The organism is Pseudoalteromonas atlantica, assembly GCA_007988745.1.
GTDB lineage: Bacteria > Pseudomonadota > Gammaproteobacteria > Enterobacterales > Alteromonadaceae > Pseudoalteromonas > Pseudoalteromonas atlantica.
The window spans coordinates 1-19,025 of the sequence record BJUT01000024.1; the positions used below are offsets into that span (position 1 = coordinate 1).

The window sequence follows — 19,025 nt, forward strand, 5'->3', positions numbered from 1 at the left end:
ATTATGGCACGTGCCAGACTCTAACTTCGAGTCTGGCTTAGGTTCAAATTTAAGCATCGATCTGTTCTGATACTTCTAACGCATCATCAACTTCTATTCCCAAGTACCTGACAGTGCTCTCTAGTTTTCTATGGCCAAGTAGAAGCTGACAGGCTCTTAAATTTTTAGTTTTTTTGTAAATTAGTGATGGTTTGGTACGTCTCATTGAATGAGTGCCATATTGAGTCTTATCTAACCCAATTGAGGTGACCCAAGAGTCAACTATACGTCCATATTGACGGGTTGAAAGGTGTTCAGAGGAATGAATTCGTGACTTAAACAAGTAATCATAAGAATTGAGAGTAAATTGCTCTATGAGCGCCACAATTGATTTCCTTGTATTTCCAGTAATTTCAAATTGAACAGGCATACCAGTCTTTTTTTGAACGACTATTGCCCGTGATTGGATTGCTTTACCATGTGCAATGTCATTAACTTTTAGTGAAACTAAATCACACCCTCTTAGTTTGCTATCTATGGCTAGATTAAATAGTGCTAGATCTCTTATTTTATGAAAAAGTTCCAGTCGTATTCGGATAGCCCATATTTGCTGTAATTTTAGAGGTAACTTTTGTCCTACAAGCTTATTTTTATTCCAAGGCTCTTTAGGCTGATATATAGTTAACTGGTGCATTAGTTGTACTCCGGTGTTTATGGAGTTTTAAGCTTAGCTCGCTACAAAAGAATTCGGGTATGAGCTATAAGCTGACGGTCGGGTAAACTCGTTGTTGGACAGAAACGTGTTAGATCTGATGGTCTAATACGTTACTGTCAAATTAGGCAAAGTATGTGGATTTCTGTTTGTTAGGCTTTTGTACTGCACAACTGGACTTCCCACAGAAATCATCAAGCATTCTGAGAAACTAACAGCGAAAGATGAGCAAACCCGATTATAAGTTTAACAAGCGCATTAAATCTGACGTCCCACATTGTCCGATTTTTTGCTTAAAAGAAAATGACGCAAAAAAGCGTCCAACATGTTCCGCAGTTTATGCGGGCGTTAGCAGTCGATATGAAATTTCGCATAATTAGAAGCATTGAAGCACATATTATTAAAGAGCGTGTACCAACTGACTACAAGAGCTTAGCGGCAGCTTGTGAATCTCAGTTTTCTGAAAAATGTACTTTGATTACTTTTCCACATGATAGAAAAGATGTGATAAAAAGTTTGGAGAGCCGAGCCAAGATACTTTAATAGTTGTTGGAGGCTGTTTTTCATTAGAATCTGTTGAAAAATTAAAAAAGTACAATGCCGTTTTTCTTGCACTATCGGAATTCTCATGGACAGATGAGCGGCACACGTTAATAAAGGCAGGCGAACCTAGGTAAAGTCAACTGCTAAGAAGTCGTTTAAAAGGACAAAAACAGTTGGCTTTTAACGAGTCGTTACGAACGTCAGGAAATGGCACTCAGCCGACGGTGGTTATTTACACATTGTTGTCTAGGTATTATCCTGATTCTAATTTGATATATTCGAATAGCTTGTTCAATTAAAAAGCCATTTTTGCTACTTTAAATCGGTCATAAATCTCACGCTGTGCAACAATCCCACCTTTTGTGTGTATGATCACCGGTGTAGCCAAACAAAAAAGTGTTTATAGTTTTAAGAATAATGTTTTTAACTGCCGATAAGCAGACTGTTAGCCAAGCCATTAATGTGGCTGCTTTTCCGTTATTTTATTATCCAGTAAAGTCTGCAAAGCATTTATTTTGCCAAGTAATTTAATCGATTTCTTCTTAGCCTGAGTATGATGCTGTTTAAGTTTTTCATATAACTCCGGGTAATGTAATGAAAGACGCTTGTACTCTTTAGCTTCTTCAAGCACTATTTTTAAATCAACCTCGTGCATTGATAAATCTCTTTGAAGCTCTTCTTGGTATTCAATAACCTTAACTTTTTCGGTCGAGACATTTTTGAGGGTATTTATTTCGCTTGTTCTACTTCCTCTTGAAATCGGCACTATTTCCAAGCTCAGAAATAGCTCTGTTTTTGAATAAATAACTTCCTTAACTCCCTTGTTTAATTTGTTGGTTCGTTTTAAAAGTCCTTTTGCAACATTGCGAGTTAATTGACGATATATAAACTTTCGGGTTTCTACCGCATCGGTAAACGTAGGCTGTTCACGTAATAACCCCTCTTTAGCTTCTGTTACAGTAAATTTATCCATCTGCTTGATTACCAAGAGAAAATGTAAAAATACATTCATATTCGCTTTCTTAATCATTGCTAAACCTTACTATCAACCATAAACTTAGGATTCCTAAGTATACATGCTCATGTAAAAGCTAGACAATCATTTAAATGTGAGAGTTACCAAGATGAAGCAACGGTGCAGGTTAAATCCTTTTTTACAGAGCGTCTTAAAGAGGCTCGAAAGCGAATGAAGATAAGCCAAAAAGAGTTAGGTATTAAAATAGGGATGGACCCAAGTTCAGCCAGTGGCAGAATGAACCATTACGAAACGGGTCGCCATATGCCCGACTTAGCTACTCTAAAAAAGCTAGCAACCGAGCTAAATGTTCCCGTAAATTACTTTTTTTGTGAGTCAGAAGAAAGCGCAACTCTTGCGTGTTTAATCGAAAAGCTAGATGAAGAAGGCAAGCGAAAACTAATTCAACTACTAGAATCAGAATAGTAAATCTTGTAATTCGAGAAAAATTTTTAGTTTATTTATCATATGAATAAGGATGTTTATGAGAATTATCCCTTTAATACTAGTTACTTTATTTCTATTGGGCTGTGATAGAAAGCCCGCAACTTATGATGAATGTATTCTTGAGAATATGAAAGGCGTTAAAAGTGATGTTGGCGCTAAGTTAATCCATAGGTCTTGTTACGATAAAAATAAAAAGCAAACGACGCATAAAGAAATTAAACAACTTGAAGTTAAAGAACGGTTAAACTTAACCGGTCGTGCAAGTTTAGGTTATTCAAATTATTATTCCGGCAATATTTACAATGGTAATGAATCAATTACAGTTACAGAATTAAAAGTTAAAATTACAACTACGAATGGAAAAAGCAAAACGTCAAGATATTATATTGATGAGGTTAACATTCCCCCCTTAACAAGCAAAAGCTTTGGTTTTGATATAATTCCAGCTGGAAATGGCTCTGAGTATTCATGGGTCATTTCTTCAGCTAAGGGCTATGAAGAAAAGTAATTTAGTCGCCCATGTGTATTATTTCTACCTAGCAGTAATATTACACCTTTCTTTTTAATACCAATTTATTACTAATTAACGCTCAAAAAACCACGACCTTTGCGGTATGATAAGCCAATAATTTATATTGATATTCTTGCAAAGAGAGACCACATGGACGCTGTATCAAAAAAGCCTGCACCAAAAAAAGCCGCAAAAAAAACACAAGTCGGGTTTGAAGAATCCCTTTGGGACGCCGCCAATAAGCTGCGCGGAAGTGTTGAGTCAGCCGAGTATAAGCACATTGTTTTAAGCTTAATCTTTCTTAAATTTATTAGTGATAAATTTGAAGGGCGTAAAAAAGCCATTGCCAGCGAATATGGCGATGAATACATCGACATGGTCGACTTTTATGCGATGGATAACGTGTTTTATCTCCCAGAAGATGCACGCTGGTCGTACATTCAAGCCAACGCTAAGCAAGGCGATATTGCCGTTAAAATAGATACCGCACTGCACGCGGTAGAAAAAAACAATAAGTCACTCGCCGGCGCATTGCCCGATAACTACTTTTCACGCTTAGGGCTTGATGTGAGTAAGCTCTCAGCGCTTATCGACACCATTAATAATATCGACACTATTGCCAACCAAAACGAAAAAACAGAAGAAGACTTAGTTGGCCGTGTGTACGAATACTTTTTAGGTAAATTTGCCGCCTCTGAAGGTAAAGGCGGGGGCGAGTTCTATACGCCAAAATCAATTGTTACTCTAATAGCCGATATGATAGAACCATTCGAAGGCAAAATTTACGACCCATGTTGTGGTTCGGGCGGTATGTTTGTGCAATCGCTTAAGTTTATAAATAGCCATAACGGTAACCAAAAAAATGTGTCTATTTACGGGCAAGAGTACACTAATACTACCTACAAACTGGCTAAAATGAACCTTGCCGTACGTGGTATTTCGGGCAACTTGGGTGATATAGCAGGCGATACCTTTTTTAAAGATCAACACCCTGACCTAAAAGCCGATTACATTATGGCAAACCCACCATTTAACCAAAAACAGTGGCGCGCCGATAACGAACTAGTCGACGATGCCCGTTGGGCCGGTTACCCAACACCGCCTACCGGTAATGCCAACTATGCGTGGATCATGCATATGATCTCAAAGCTCAGCGAGCATGGCACCGCTGGCTTTGTACTGGCTAATGGCTCAATGAGTTCTAACACCAGTGGCGAGGGCGATATTCGCCAAAAAATAATCGAAAACGATTTAGTCGATTGTATGATAGCCCTACCTGGGCAGCTGTTTTATACCACACAAATTCCGGTGTGTTTATGGTTTATAAGTAAAGACAAACACGGTAATAACGAAAAAGGCCTACTAAAACGCCGCGACCGCCAAGGCGAAACGCTATTTATAGACGCCCGCGAAATGGGCTCTATGGTTAACCGTACCCTAAAAGAGCTAACTAACGACGACATAGTTAAAATAACCGAAACCTACCATATATGGCGCGGCGAAGAGCTAAGCTTAGATACAGATCAAGAGTACCAAGATATCGCCGGTTACTGTAAATCAGCCACCCTTGCCGATATTAAAGCGAACGACTACGTACTTACCCCTGGGCGCTATGTCGGCGCTGCCGATATTGTAGATGACGGCATCCCGTTCGAAACCAAAATGACTGAACTTAGTCAAACCCTTTATAGCCAAATGAACCAAAGCGATGAGCTTGATAAAGCGATTCGTAAGAATTTGGAGGCGTTGGGTTATGGGGAGTGATTGGCCATTTGTTTCAATTGAAGATATTGCAGAAGTTAAAAGTGGAAAAAGATTACCGAAAGGGAATGAGTTAGTTGAGCATCGAACAGAGTTTCCATATATTCGTTTGGTAGATGTTTCGAATGGAAGAGTTGACTCTGAAAATCTAAAGTTTTTACTACCAAAGACTCAGGAAAAAATCAGTCGGTATATTGTAGACACTGATGATATATGTCTTGCTATTGTAGGACATACAATCGGTATGGTGTTTTATATTGATTCGAAATGGAGTGGGGTAAATTTAACTGAAAATGCTGCAAGAATTACTAATGTTAGTTCTGATTTTAATCCACGTTATATTTATTATTATTTAAATTCATCTATTGGACAAAATGAAATAATCTCAAGGAAAGTAGGCTCAGCGCAAGGTAAATTACCACTTTATAATATTAAGTCGCTTGAGATCCCTAAAGTCCCTAGAGCTTACCAAGATAATGTTGTTCAAATTTTGGATAAAATTGATTCTAAAATAGAACTAAACAAAAAAACCAACAACACCTTAGAACAAATGGCGCAGGCGCTATTTAAAAGCTGGTTTGTTGATTTTGATCCTGTGTTCGACAACCTACTTGCGAGCGTTGATTTTAAGTTAGAAAGCCTTGAAAACCGCTTGCCTGACAATTTAAAACTAAAAGCGCAGCGTCGCTTAGCGGTACTGAACAGTTTAGAAAATGCGGCCGAATGCAAAGCGTCACTCATTGCACTCGCTCACGAATTGCAAGCACTCTCACCAACAAAAGAAGCAACACAAGCAGCAGTGCAAATATTAGGTAAAACCGCTGAAACACCCGTTAAAGCAAACGTGAGCGCCAACCCTAAAATATTAGCGCAACACGCCAACACCCACGCCCACTTCCCTAATGAGTTCGAACACAACGAACAACTAGGCTGGATACCAAAGGGGTGGAGTGCATCTTCAGTAGAGGATGAGTTTGTGGTAAAAGGTGGTTCAACACCAAGTACAAAAAATCCAGATTTTTGGGAAGATGGGGAGATACACTGGACCTCACCCAAAGACTTATCAGGTAACACTACAAAAATAATGCTTGATACAAGCCGAAAAATAACTCCTGCGGGATTAAAAAAAATAACATCAGGTTTATTACCTATTGATACTGTTTTAATGTCATCAAGAGCGCCTGTTGGTTATTTGGCGTTGGCGAAAGTACCTGTTGCGATCAACCAAGGTTACATAGCAATTACTGATGCTAAAACATTAAGTTCCGAATATACCATCCAATGGCTAGACTCTGTGATGGATGAAATTAAAGGTATTTCTGGTGGTACAACGTTTGCGGAGATAAGTAAAAAAACATTTAAGAGTATACAGCTAGTTATTCCATCAAAAAAGGCTGTAGAGGCTTATACAGAAGTAACAAAAATGTATTACAAACGTATTACTGCTTGTGTCCAAGAAATTAATACATTGACTGAGACGAGGGATTATTTGCTACCCAAGCTCATCTCAGGCGAATTGCAAATTCCCGATGTAGTCACTGATGAAAAAGTAGTAGATTAAACTTAGCTAGTCGTTTAAAGGCCAATATAAAAAGAATAAGGATGTTTGATGAAATTTACTGAAGCTAAATTAGAACAAGCGGTGGTTGAGTTATTAGGTGAACAAGGCTACCCGCATTTGTTAGGTGGTGAGCTAAGCCGCAATAATAGTGACGTGCTGATAAAAGAAGACTTGCGTGCTTTTTTAACCACGCGCTATGCTAAAAATAATATTACAACGGGTGAAGTAGACTCAATTATTGCAAAGCTTGAAAAGCTGCCAGCCAGTGATTTATACGAGAGCAATAAAACCTTTTGTAAGTGGCTAAGTGACGGCTTTTTACTGAGCCGCGAGCGTGGGAGGGTAGCAGGCAGTGCAGCGCAAAAAGATTTGTATATTCAGCTGCTTGATTACGACAATGTTGAGCAAGGTATTAAAAGTAGCCTAATAGCAGGGAATGCTATGGCAGCTTTGGATAATATGGCTCTCGATAATGTGAATGAAGCAAGCGTTACTTACCTGCAAGACGATAATATTTATCGCTTTGTTACTCAGTTAGAAATAGAAAGCCCCACAAGTTACGACAACATTGAACTGCGTATTCCCGATGGCATTTTATATGTAAATGGCTTGCCATTGGTGGTGTTTGAATTTAAAAGCGCAATACGCGAACAAGCCCCTATTTTTGAAGCGTATGAGCAGTTAACGGTGCGGTACAGGCGCGCTATTCCGCAGTTATTTGTGTTTAATACCTTGTGCGTTATAAGCGATGGCGTAAACAATAAAATGGGTAACTTATTTGCGCCTTATCAGTTTTTTTACTCGTGGGGAAAAGTAACGGGGCAAGAGCTGACAGCGCAGGAGGGTATTAACTCGTTACATACTTTATTGCAGGGCTTGTTTGATAAAGCTCGCCTGCGCGATGTAATGCGCAATTTTGTGTTCTTCCCCGATTCTGATAATAAAAACGCTGGCAAAAAAGAGATAAAAATTGTGCCGCGTTACCCGCAATATTATGCGGCTAATAAGCTATTCGAAAATATAAAACGGCATTTAAAACCACAAGGTGATGGTAAAGGCGGTACCTACTTTGGCGCAACAGGGTGCGGTAAAAGTTACACCATGCAGTTTTTAACACGTTTGTTGATGAAAAGCGTTGAACTTAAAAGCCCCACCATTATTTTAATTACCGACCGAACCGATTTAGACGACCAGCTTTCGCAGCAATTTGGTAATGCTAAAACTTACATTGGCGACGACACGGTAAAAACTGTTACCAGCCGTACTCACTTACGTGAATTACTAGAAGGCCGTAACAGTGGTGGTGTATTTTTAACGACTATTCATAAGTTTACCGAAGACACCCAGCTTTTAACTGATCGCACTAATGTTATTTGTATTTCTGATGAGGCGCATCGTAGCCAAGTTAATCTTGATCAAAAAATTACCATTACAGAAAAGGGGGTGAAAAAGACCTTCGGTTTTGCAAAGTACCTGCACGACTCACTGCCAAACGCCACCTATGTTGGTTTTACTGGCACGCCAGTAGACGCCACGCTGGACGTGTTTGGTGAAGTAGTTGACTCGTACACCATGACTGAGTCGGTTAAAGATGAAATAACCGTACGCATTGTTTACGAAGGCCGCGCCGCTAAGGTGTGTTTAAACAATAGCAAGCTGGCTGAAATTGAAGCTTATTACAAAGAATGCGCCGATGCAGGCAGTAACGAGCTGCAAATAGAAGACAGTAAAAAAGCCACTGCTAACATGAATAGCATTCTAGGCGATCCTGACCGCATTAAAGTGTTAGCAAGGGACTTTGTTGAACATTATGAAAAACGCGTTGAGGAAGGCTCTACGGTCGCAGGAAAGGCGATGTTTGTGTGTAGCTCGCGAGGTATTGCCTATCAGCTGTATCAAGAACTAGAAGAACTACGCCCACATTGGTTTGATGTAGTAGATACTGATGACGCGCAAAAACTATCAGATACCGAGCGAAAGCGCGCTATTAGCGAAGGCCGTATTGCAGCCCCTTCTGAAAAAGTAAAAATGGTGATGACGCGTGGCAAAGACGACGTTGAACGCCTATATAATTTACTTGGCAGTAAAGACGAGCGTAAAGAGCTTGATAAGCAATTTAAAAATAAAAACTCAAACTTTAAAATAGCCATAGTGGTCGATATGTGGTTAACCGGTTTTGACGTGCCATTTTTAGATACCATGTACATAGATAAGCCACTGCAAAAGCACAGCTTAATACAAACTATTTCGCGCGTTAATCGCCAGTTTGAAGGCAAAGATAAAGGCCTAGTGGTTGACTACATTGGCATTAAATCTGAGATGAACAAGGCGTTAGCGCAGTATTCAAAAACTGACGAAACCAACTTTGAAGATATTACCGCCTCGGTTATTGAAGTAAAAAACCACTTAGCACTACTTGCACAGCTATTTCATAAATTTGACAGCAGCCCATACTTTACCGGTGAAGCCGTTGCCCAACTTAATTGTTTAAACCACGCCGCTGAGTTTGCACTTATTACCGAAAAACGCCAAAAGCGCTTTATGGATTTAGTTAAGCGTTTAAAAGCCGCTTACGATGTATGTTGCGGTAGCGAAAAAATAAACGAGAGTGAGCGTAACCACATTCATTTTTACCTTGCCATTCGCTCCATTATTTACAAGTTAACCAAAGGTGAAGCGCCCGATACCGCGCAAATGAACGCCAAAGTACGTGAAATGATAAGCGAAGCCCTACAAAGCGACGGCGTAGAAGAAGTATTTAAACTCGGTAATGAAGACGGCGGTGAAATCGACATTTTTAATGACGACTACATTGCTAAAATAGAAAAAATAAAACTCCCCAATACCAAAATTAAAATACTGCAACAAATGTTAGCTAAAGCCATAGGCGAGCTTAAAAAAGTGAACCAAACTCAAGGTATCGACTTTACTAAACGCTTTGAATCGCTAGTACAGCGCTACAACGAGCGAAAAGAAGATGACGTACTGGTAAGTAGCGTACTTGATGACTTTTCAGAAAGCATGGTTGATATGATTTACAGCGTACGCGACGAAATGAACGCAGGCGACGAGCTAGGTATAGATATTGAAGAAAAAGGCTTTTACGACGCATTAAAAGCACTTGCAGTTAAATACGACTTTGACTACCCCGAAGATAAGCTAATTGAGCTTGCTCAAGCGGTAAAAGTAATTGTAGACGACAAAGTAAAATTTGTTGATTGGAACCACCGCGACGACATTAAATCATCGCTCAAAGTAGAGCTGATTTTAATACTCGCTAAATTTAAATACCCACCAATCAGCCGCGATGAAGTGTATAAAGAAATATTTGAGCAAGCGCAGAGCTTTAAAGCGAACAAAGAGGTTTGATCAGCCAAGATCTCTTCTTAATATTTGCTTTGAGAAATAATAATTAGCCTCAATTTCCTTGATCACGCAAAATTTCACAGAGAAAGCTATTTCTGCTGTTTGAATTGCTAGGTGACTTAGTGATTAGTTTAAAATCAGTTGCTGAGCCTACTAAGTGTATTTCACTCTCAGCACGAGTTATTGCTGTATAAAGCCATGCTCTGTCAACAATTCGACCTTGTTGAAGTGCTATGATTACTCTAGGAAATTGAGAGCCTTGAGCCTTATGGAGGGTGATGGCATAACCAAGCTCCATACAATCGAGTACTGGTTGTGTAATTTCGACTTTATCACCTGTATCTAATGTAACCTCACCAAAGCAGTCACCTGCATTGGTAACTGAAGAAAGCTCTCCAAGAGAGCCATTATTTACTCCTTTGTCATATAAATTCTGAGTAAACAGTATTTGATCATTAACTCTTAATTTTACATAAAATTCGTCCCCTTGAAGGTTAAATTTTAATTGCTCGCCATGTTCATTGACAGTATCTTGAATTTGATTATTGATGTCTTGAACCAATTTTTTTGTTGGTGCCATTACACGGCTATTATACGAAGACTCTAAATATAATTCGCAGCATACATTAGCTATGTGTTGCTTAGGGGTTTCATGAAAATGTACGGCTCCAAAGCTTAAGTTTTCAGGTACTATACCTTGGTTAATATACTTTGAATATTCAGGGATACCTGTTGACCCATCCTGGCGTTTAACAATATCCAGCATCGTATTAGCAATGCTTTGTGATAGAACAATATCGGCTAGGACCTTACCGCAGCCTATCGGTGGAAGTTGATCAGGATCACCAGTGAAGATTATATGAACCGTTGGGTGAACATGATTAACCAAACGGTACATAGTGGGTAAGTCAATCATGCTGGCTTCATCAATAACAAGTAGATGTTTTGGTTGTTCATCACTGGGTTCTATAGGCGCTTCACGAAATAGTTTAGCAATGGTTGAAGTCAAAAACCCGATTGATTCATGAAGCCGCATTGCTGCTCTCCCGCTCAGTGCCACAGCGTGAATTTCATATCCTAATTTATGGTAAGCCCTAAGTGCTGTTCTGAGAACAGTTGTTTTTCCGGTTCCGGCTCCACCTGTTATACAACTTACTGCATTGTCCAAACATGTTGTAATTGCTTCAATTTGTTTTTTTGTTAACGCATAAGGCAGTTGGTTTACGGCAAAGCAATATGCTGAGTTAGTATATTCATCACGTAAATTGTTTTGGCTAGCTAGTTTTATTAGGCGTTTAGCAACGACATTTTCCATCAATAGCTGTGCGGTTGGATGATATGTGCCTAATTTAGGATTTAAAATATACTGAGCTTTATTATGCCCAGCTTTTAATGCTTTTGAGCACAACTCTTGGTTATTCAAAATAGCCATAAGTTTTGGTTTAAGTTCGTTCTGTTTTGTAAAAGTATGGCCCAGTTCTATTTGTTTGCGGATTGCAACTTCTAACGCTGCGCTTAGGCGTTTTGGTTCGTCTTCTTCACGGTCGAGGATGTTAATAGCGAGTCTATCCGCATTTTCAAATGACATGCCAAAACCGATCAATAGATACGGATTATCCTTAATGGCAGTGATTGAGTTTTCGTTATGATACTTAAGCAAACGCTGTTGAATAGAAAAAGGTATATTCTGTTCTGACATCCAGTTACATGCACTTAAATTAGTATATTTAGCATAGCCTTTATAAAGTGCGTTGATGGACACTTCGCTCAGAAGGCCGCTAAACCTACTTCTCGATTCTGTTGTGTCTTTCTTAGCAAGCTGATGAAAATCACTCCCCAACGCATTCCACAACTTCCTGGCTTTACTTTCACCGATACCTATGAAGTCTTTTTCGTTGGCTATGAAGTTGATGAGCTGTTCACCACTTTCAGGAAGAGAGCATTTTACTTCAATCGGTGAGTCAAAAACATGCTGTTTCATGACATAACCATTGTTCTCATACTCACTTAAGGTTTTTACACCTTTAACTTCCCAATGTTGACCAATGGCTGGGTTCACGGGGAGGCTATCGGGACAAGCTTTGACAGAAACGGTGTACTTGCCACTGTTCATTTTATAGCTATTTTTTTTGAGCGGTATGCCCATGAAAATGACATGTTTAGCGTTATCAAACCGTATGCTAGTTACTCGAAAAAACTCTGTATTCATCGTGGCATAAACCCCATTTCATACATGGTGTCGGATAACTCACCAAAACGCTCAAGCTTAGATTCTAACTCTTTAATTTTAGCTTTCAGTTCAATATTCTCGGCTTCAATAACCGAGAGCCTTTTCGACTCAAGATGCCTTTTATGAGTAGTGTTGTCGTATTGCTTGGGTTTGCATGACTCTTCTTTTGCACTTACTGTTAAGGGAGGTAACACACCTTCCTCGCGAAGCCTATCTTCCAAGTTACCAAGAGCTGTTTTAAGCGCTGGGTTCTGATTGAGAGCTGATTTACCACAAACGATGGCTTTGGCTATTTCGCCGCGATTGAGTTGCCCTCTGTAGATTAGCTGAGTGAAATCGTGATTGGATTGAGTCGAAACCCACAGTTCAAAAGCTTCGAGTGTTTGCTGTGCTTTTTGTTGTCCGTTAGCCATGAATTACTGCCTTAGTTTTTCACAATTTTTAAGTTGTGGCTTTTCAGCAAAACCTTAAGCTGAGCATTTTGCTTTTGTAGCTCTATAACTTCATTTTCCAGTTGTGCATTTTTATCTGCAAGAGTTTTTTTTTCACTGTAAATACTATTGTTTAAGAGAGCTGTAAGTATCTTTCCTATATTTTTATCTCTCTCGTTGGCCAGTTCCCTTTTTACTCTTGTCAGCTCTTGTGCTAATTCATTTTTTGTTAACTGAGTGGTCTTGGATTTTCTAGATGTTAGTTTCCATAACCTTTGGATCTCAATATTAAGTTCGCGCACTAAAGCACATAACTCAGGGGTTCTTCTTTCTGTTAGATTACTTTTATCAACTCTGGCGATTTCAGCAACTCTAGAGAGAATAATTTTTCTTTCATTTATTTTTAAATCAATTTTCTTCTCTATTTTACTTATTATTTCGTGATAGGTTTCAAGCACGACGTTCAGGCTTTTAGACTGTTTGTCAGTCGCACTAGATAACCAACTAATTAAGTTGTCTTTAAGTTCGCTTTCAATGAAGTCTGGAAAAGGATCGCTTTTTTCAACATTCCCGGTTTTAGAAATAAAATTATCTAACTGAAATTTACTCATAGTTTAACTCTTCAAGATTAACTTCTAACTCTTCCAGCATATACTCGCAAATTGAAACAATATTTAATGATGCTTCTCTAACAAATGGGTCACTTATGTTGTCAATTAGGTTTTGATGATGAATGCCAATTCTTACAATTTCAGCAGAATCAGAGTCTGGTGATAAATGATGAAGGTCTGTTGTAATAGCCTCATCTTCTAGCCATGAAACTGAATATCCAAATTCATGGCCTGTTATGATTATGGTGTCTAAAGCTTGTTCAGCGATATAGTCACCAACTTCATCTATGGACTTAAAGACATGCTCTTCACTGACTCTTTCTCTAATACGCTTGATAACAGCAGCATAAAACTCGGAATCATCTGAACTAATTTCATTTGCCAGCTCTTTAAAATAACTTGATTCAGTGGCAGATATTATTTCTTCATCGAGTTTATTTTTTACATATGACTTAGTAAAACTTGATTCACTGGAATGGCCAAAATGTCTCCGAATAGATTCTCTAACATTACCTTTAAATCGATAGAGGGCAATGGCAGCAAAAATATGACGCAAGGCATGAGGAGAGCTTGTCTCTGGAATTCCATCAATTTCAGAATTACCTTCAGCCCAACGCTCATAAATACGGGTAATTCTTTTAGCTGTCGTATCAGCGCTTGGTAAATGTCTTTTTTGTTTTTTAAGTGCTTTTTGAATAGAAGGAATATGCGTTGAACTAAATGGCGAGACGTCCTCTTGTGGTGGTAAGTAACTAATATTCGAGGCTATATTAATAGCTTTTAGGGCTTCTTTACTACAAGACCGTTTCCTACCCATGCCATTGTCATTTTTCTTAAGCCTACTGTAAAAGAAAGCTTCATTATTTTTTACTTCCATGCCAGCAAATCTAACTGAGTTTACTTCAGAAATTCTGCCCCCTGATAAAATTGTAAAAACAACAAGGCAAGCTCCTTTAATAACTTGTCCTTCATCAGTAAACATTCCAGGGTAAAAGTGAATATCATCGTTTTCTTGATCCATAAAACCGTGATCAGAGAATAATTTTGCTAATCGATGAATATTGGACTTCGTACTGGCACTAGGGTTACTAACTACTTCCTCTACGGCCACTAGGAATACCTGCTTAAATGCTCCTGGTTTGAAAAAATCACTTACAACAACACTATATTGAGAACGTTGAAACTTAAAATAGTCAACCAAAAAATTAGCCGTAGGCGATTCTATAATTTCCAGCATGTCGTTAAGAAATAAAAGAGCCACATCTATGGGCAAATTATGCCAGGTTCCTCTAGTTAACCATTTGTTGTAGCATACCCCTTTACTTTCAACGTACGCTTTAAGGAAACAGTCGGTTATTTTTTTCTTAGGGAAGTCACAAACTATTCCGTCAGTTATTTTTTCCTGACGAGAATAGTCTTTCATTTGTTTTAGGATGGCAATTACTTGCTCTACCGTTCCTCCAGTCCAGAGTTCTCCATTATGTTTTGTTGCGATATCTTGTACGATCGAAGCAAAATTATTGAGTGACAAGGTTCCAAATAATGTGTCTGGGCCAAATAGTTTCGTCTTGCTATTAAAGATCTTTTTAAGGGCTGAAACCCTATTTTTAATCGTTTTGGTCCGACCATATAGAGGACCAGAAACTCGCACACTGGCTCCATGGAGAGCTCTTAACACCTCCTTAAAGGTGATTTCAGTGTGTCTAGGATAGTTCAAGCTATCCCAATTCAAAGTGGTCTCTTTTAAATTTTCTGAATCATAAAAGTTCCAACTCCTGCATTTCATGGTGTTTATTTCAGCAAACCCATCTTCTGGCAGTAAGTCCTCTTCTTTAATATCACTGACCAGAATTACATTCATGTAATAAATCCTTATTAACAGGTAGTTTTAATGAGTGAGCAATTTCTTCTCCTTCCTTGACTGTTTTGCTATGGAAGCCATCTAAAAGAGAATTAAGATAAATTAAGTGTGTATTTGCAACCTTTACTTTTGGAGAGCCTTTTTCTAGTTGGTTACGAATGTTTTCAATATGTTTTCGTGTTTTTATAATCAGTGCAGCACATAAAGGATGGTCGATAATTATTTTGTCGTTAAAAGTTCTAAGTTCATCAAAAAGACTAACCCCTAATCTACTCTTCTTGGCTATGCTGAGCATTTTGGTTAATTCAGATGAGCCACTTAAATTTTTAACTGATGGTGTCGAAAGCTCTAACTTTTCCATGACCCTAGATCGGTGATAATTAGGCTCATTTCTTTTTAATTCGCCCATTTCTTTCGCTAATTTATATAACTCACCCCCAACCTTGCTGGCAAAATTATGGATATCGGCATCCGTTTTTTGTGATATGTCGGAGCGATCTATATATACGTCTTTATGTGTATCGAGACTATGTGCTGATGATTCAGCTGATACATGCTCGTCATCTGATTCCTCATCCTCCAAAACAGCTCTTGTTTGGGCAATCAAATCCATAGTAATCGATTTATAATCACAAAAGTTGGCTTCCCCAGTTTTTTTATTTTTAATCTTTAAGTACGCTGTTCCTGACTCAGTAGACTGCTCAAGTATCGAAAGGAAAGGTTCAGAATTTGCAACATTCTCTCTACAGAACTTATTGATCTGGGTTCCCTTTAGTCCCAGTGCACAAAGAGGTAAGGCAGTTGTTTGAGATAAAGTGCTCAAAGGTCGGTTGTAAAGCACATTACTTTTTGTAGGCATTGCAAATCCTGGCCTTTCTTGGATTGTAAATATTGACTCTGATTGTATTCTGAGCTGGTATAAATGCATGTATACATCAAAAAGAAAATCTTCACCTTTAGCGTAAATTGGGGATAGGAACTCTCGACTTTTACTCCTTATTTTGGGAAATTTGATTTGCAGTTTTGATGCTGCACCAGACTCATCAACACCATCAAATAAAAAACCATCCTTCAATGTTAATCTATCAAATCCAGATGACTGAACCCTATCTGAAGCCATCAACCAGCTTAACGCTCTTCGCTCTGACAAAGAACTAGTGAACATAAAGCCAATTGGAAAAACTGACTGCCTCATGCCATTAAATGTTTTATTAGGTACAAGAACGGACCTATATCTGGGACGGGTAAAGTTCGTCCTGTCGATATCATTTTGAGCTCTTTTTAAACTACTCTCTGTTGTAAACATTGCTTCTAACTCGCTCTGTACTTGAGCTGGAGTGAAGCGTTCACTTTTAGAGTACCTTCTAGCAAACTCTCTTTGGGACATTAACAACATCTCATTGAGTAATGGATCTTTCATGTCCAACATAGCTCTTAAGTAATAGCCATTAACCCTATTAGCGATAGTATTTCCCAGCCCACCGCTGTTCGTCATCTTCATCACATTATTTTGCCAAACACTCTTACCATCATCACAATCATGGAATATTTGCTTGGCTAAATCTTCGTTTTTTAGTAAAAACTTGGTTCTTATGTCTTTCATATAAAGACAAAACCAAGTCAGTACATGCCTAAGTGACTCGATAATTTCAGTATCAGTAAAGTCAGATTGAAACACCTTCATCAGTGTTGGTTTTGGCTGAGATACAGACTTACCAAATTTTGGAATATCTTGAAAAATAACTTCAAGCCTATCTGCGTCTTTTTTGAAATGAAACTTATGATCGCATGCGTATTTTAGGGCACATTTTACGCGTGAAATGTCTCCTACAGTCGCCTCTCGCGAACGGTTTAGCGTTTTACTTGAATAATATAAATAATGAACAGAAATCACCTTGTCATCACTTGTACTAGCACCATCGTGTTGCTTAAAGAATTCCACTAGGCGATTCAAAGTTGCAGCATACTGCTTTTGACTTGATGCAGATAAATTGATGAAATCCGGAGAGCTTGAGAACAAGCAATATGCGTTAAGTACCACATTGCCTTTCATGTCGGAGGGCAACTCAATTCTTTTAGCTGTCTTTGAATCATTCACTAAAGATTCAGCAATAAATACAAACTCATCAGTCCTTTTTATCGCAGAAACTTTACCTGCATTTTTAATTGCTTCTTTAAGAGAGAATTCCAACATCAATTCCTTGGCTGATATTTTTATTTTTTGTAAATATGCTTTTGTGTTTGACAGACAGTTTTTTAATTAGCGAATGGCGACTATTCAAAACAGCCTCAAAGAAAACATATAAAAGGGTGGTTTCCTTTTTTGCATGACCCATTCTGTCTGGTAATACAGTCCATGGGTCATGGCCATTTTTATGGCATTCAATAACACAGTTAGTTGCAAAGGTATGTCTAAGTGAATGAAATGTTCGAGACTTTAAATATGGCTTTCTAGACGCTGATGCCACTTTTCTAAAAACACTTGATGCGAAACTTTTGTTTAGAGGGCTGCCATCTTTAGCACAGATAAGTAGATTTCCAGGTATTTTTTTTCTTCTACCATCTACAAATGACTGAATTTTTGATTTAAGTTTAGGCGGAACTAAAACTTGACGTAGTTTTTCTCCTTTACCAATAATATCGATTTTATCAACTACAAAGCCCGTATATTTGTTTATAAGTTTTGTTAAGATAAGATTTCTTTTATCAACTACTTCACTAGCTCTTAGCCCCATATGAAAGCCGATGTGAAGAATTAATTCGTTTCTTTCATTGATGAAATCATCACTGGAGTCTACATAACAAAGCAATTCATCAAATCTTTTCCGCGTTAGATAATGTTCAATAAGTTTTATTTTTTTTCTGGTATTAGCTTTTATTTGATAGCCGGTATCGTTATCTGTGACACGATATATAAAATCGTTAGGGCGAGAAGTAAACCCAAACTCATATAGGTATTTAAAGAACCTGGTTAAACAAGCTATATGGCCTTTAATTGATGAAAACTCTAAATCTAAGTGATTGTTTAAATATTTGTTTAAATATATGTCGATATGTAATTGCTCGACATTAATAAAATCTAGCTTTGCATCATCAAGAACCTTGAGAAAATTATCTAACCGATATGAGTAGTTTGAAATTGTTTCTTGAGAATGACCATTAAGAGATAAATTGGCAAGAAATAATGAAGGGGCTATTCGAATATCACCGTTATTATCTATAAGTGCAAACGATTTGAAATTTAAACCACTGTATTGAACCTTTGAAACCTTTATAACAGCCATAAGAGTAATTATAAAATATCACATTTGTTGACAGTGTAGTTGGAGTGATTAAAAGTGTCAACAAAGAAGCGAAATAAGTGAATATTTCATAATCGGTCCAATCTTCAAAGGTAGCTATCCTAAATAGCGTTAACATTGAAATGGATACATCTTGCCAAAGTACCGGGTTAATATCGGCAAACATCATACTGCCCATGGCTGCGTAAATATAAAAAATAACAAACATAAGCAGTGCTATATAGCCCATTTGCGGAATGGCTTTAAGCAAGGAATTAACTAATAAACGCAGCTCTGGGATCATAGATACTAAACGCAGTACCCTAAATATACGCAGCAATCGGGCAAGTAACATAGTTGAGCCTGCAGCTGGGTATAAGCTGCCAAGTACAATAATGGTATCGAATATATTCCAGCCCTTTGAAAAGAAGTCTTTTATTCCTTTACTTGCAATAAAGCGAATAATGAGTTCGATTAAAAAGAAAGCTGTGATCCCTACATCCATCCAATTTAGAATAAATTCTACAGTGGGGTGAAGAGAATATGTATGAGCACCTACGGTGAGGGCAGAAACAACAATGACAGCTATAACAAATGATTGAAATATCTTGCTTTTGTCTATACGCTGAAACAGCTTTTGTAACTGCGACATCATAATTATGGGTCCTATGCAAAGTCAGGTTTTTATGACGCTAATATACAATAATATTGTTGCT

Annotated in this window: 14 protein-coding genes and 1 pseudogene; 6 read left to right on the top strand and 9 right to left on the bottom strand. The window is 38.1% G+C overall.

The window, feature by feature from the left end:
• Positions 1-49: 49 nt before the first annotated feature.
• Positions 50-673, bottom strand: coding sequence for a tyrosine-type recombinase/integrase (locus PAT01_RS11235; RefSeq protein ID WP_004589486.1), 624 nt, complete (start codon positions 671-673; stop codon positions 50-52).
• A gap of 378 nt (positions 674-1,051) precedes the next feature.
• Here PAT01_RS11235 and PAT01_RS20245 point away from each other — a divergent pair, with 378 nt between their 5' ends.
• Entirely contained in the window at positions 1,052-1,234 is a 183-nt protein-coding gene (locus tag PAT01_RS20245) for a hypothetical protein (protein ID WP_318299750.1), read from the top strand.
• A 457-nt stretch (positions 1,235-1,691) separates the two neighbouring features.
• Here PAT01_RS20245 and PAT01_RS11245 read toward each other — a convergent pair whose 3' ends face one another.
• Positions 1,692-2,264 carry a hypothetical protein gene (locus PAT01_RS11245; protein ID WP_154945482.1) on the bottom strand — a complete coding sequence of 191 codons (573 nt, stop codon included), beginning with the start codon at positions 2,262-2,264 and terminating at the stop codon, positions 1,692-1,694.
• Between the two features lie 156 nt (positions 2,265-2,420).
• On the opposite strand from PAT01_RS11245, the gene PAT01_RS11250 reads away from it, so the two are divergent.
• The 5 genes from PAT01_RS11250 to PAT01_RS11270 all read left to right on the top strand — a co-directional run bounded on the left by PAT01_RS11250 (position 2,421) and on the right by PAT01_RS11270 (position 9,898).
• Positions 2,421-2,675, top strand: coding sequence for a helix-turn-helix domain-containing protein (locus PAT01_RS11250; protein WP_138564268.1), 255 nt, complete (start codon positions 2,421-2,423; stop codon positions 2,673-2,675).
• Between the two features lie 58 nt (positions 2,676-2,733).
• Positions 2,734-3,204: a hypothetical protein gene (locus tag PAT01_RS11255; protein WP_154945483.1), complete on the top strand. Its 471-nt coding sequence runs from the start codon at positions 2,734-2,736 to the stop codon at positions 3,202-3,204.
• A 153-nt stretch (positions 3,205-3,357) separates the two neighbouring features.
• On the top strand, positions 3,358-4,971 hold the full coding sequence (locus PAT01_RS11260) for a type I restriction-modification system subunit M (protein ID WP_154945484.1): 1,614 nt from the start codon (positions 3,358-3,360) through the stop codon (positions 4,969-4,971).
• The gene (locus tag PAT01_RS11265) at positions 4,961-6,529 is read left to right on the top strand and encodes a restriction endonuclease subunit S (protein ID WP_154945485.1); all 1,569 of its coding nucleotides are present in this window, start codon (positions 4,961-4,963) and stop codon (positions 6,527-6,529) included. The genes PAT01_RS11260 and PAT01_RS11265 overlap by 11 nt, the downstream gene beginning before the upstream one ends.
• Before the next feature lie 48 nt (positions 6,530-6,577).
• Positions 6,578-9,898, top strand: coding sequence for a type I restriction endonuclease subunit R (locus PAT01_RS11270; protein WP_154945486.1), 3,321 nt, complete (start codon positions 6,578-6,580; stop codon positions 9,896-9,898).
• Positions 9,899-9,947: 49 nt separating this feature from the next.
• On the opposite strand, the gene PAT01_RS11275 is transcribed toward PAT01_RS11270, so the two are convergent.
• From PAT01_RS11275 to PAT01_RS11305, 7 genes and pseudogenes are all read right to left on the bottom strand, one after another.
• Positions 9,948-12,104, bottom strand: a complete 2,157-nt coding sequence (locus tag PAT01_RS11275; protein WP_154945487.1) for an AAA family ATPase — start codon at positions 12,102-12,104, stop codon at positions 9,948-9,950.
• Positions 12,101-12,538, bottom strand: coding sequence for a VPA1267 family protein (locus PAT01_RS11280; RefSeq protein WP_154945488.1), 438 nt, complete (start codon positions 12,536-12,538; stop codon positions 12,101-12,103). Before PAT01_RS11280 ends, PAT01_RS11275 begins: the two co-directional genes overlap by 4 nt.
• 11 nt (positions 12,539-12,549) lie before the next feature.
• A complete protein-coding gene (locus PAT01_RS11285; protein WP_154945489.1) occupies positions 12,550-13,167 on the bottom strand; it encodes a hypothetical protein in 618 nt (205 codons plus the stop codon).
• A complete protein-coding gene (locus PAT01_RS11290) occupies positions 13,160-15,028 on the bottom strand; it encodes a site-specific integrase (protein ID WP_154945490.1) in 1,869 nt (622 codons plus the stop codon). Before PAT01_RS11290 ends, PAT01_RS11285 begins: the two co-directional genes overlap by 8 nt.
• Positions 15,006-17,222: a hypothetical protein gene (locus PAT01_RS11295; protein WP_154945491.1), complete on the bottom strand. Its 2,217-nt coding sequence runs from the start codon at positions 17,220-17,222 to the stop codon at positions 15,006-15,008. Before PAT01_RS11295 ends, PAT01_RS11290 begins: the two co-directional genes overlap by 23 nt.
• Positions 17,203-18,312, bottom strand: coding sequence for a site-specific integrase (locus PAT01_RS11300; protein WP_154945492.1), 1,110 nt, complete (start codon positions 18,310-18,312; stop codon positions 17,203-17,205). Before PAT01_RS11300 ends, PAT01_RS11295 begins: the two co-directional genes overlap by 20 nt.
• Positions 18,313-18,396: 84 nt before the next feature.
• Positions 18,397-18,964: pseudogene (locus PAT01_RS11305) on the bottom strand (ion transporter); the annotation flags it as partial.
• Between the last annotated feature and the right edge of the window lie 61 nt (positions 18,965-19,025).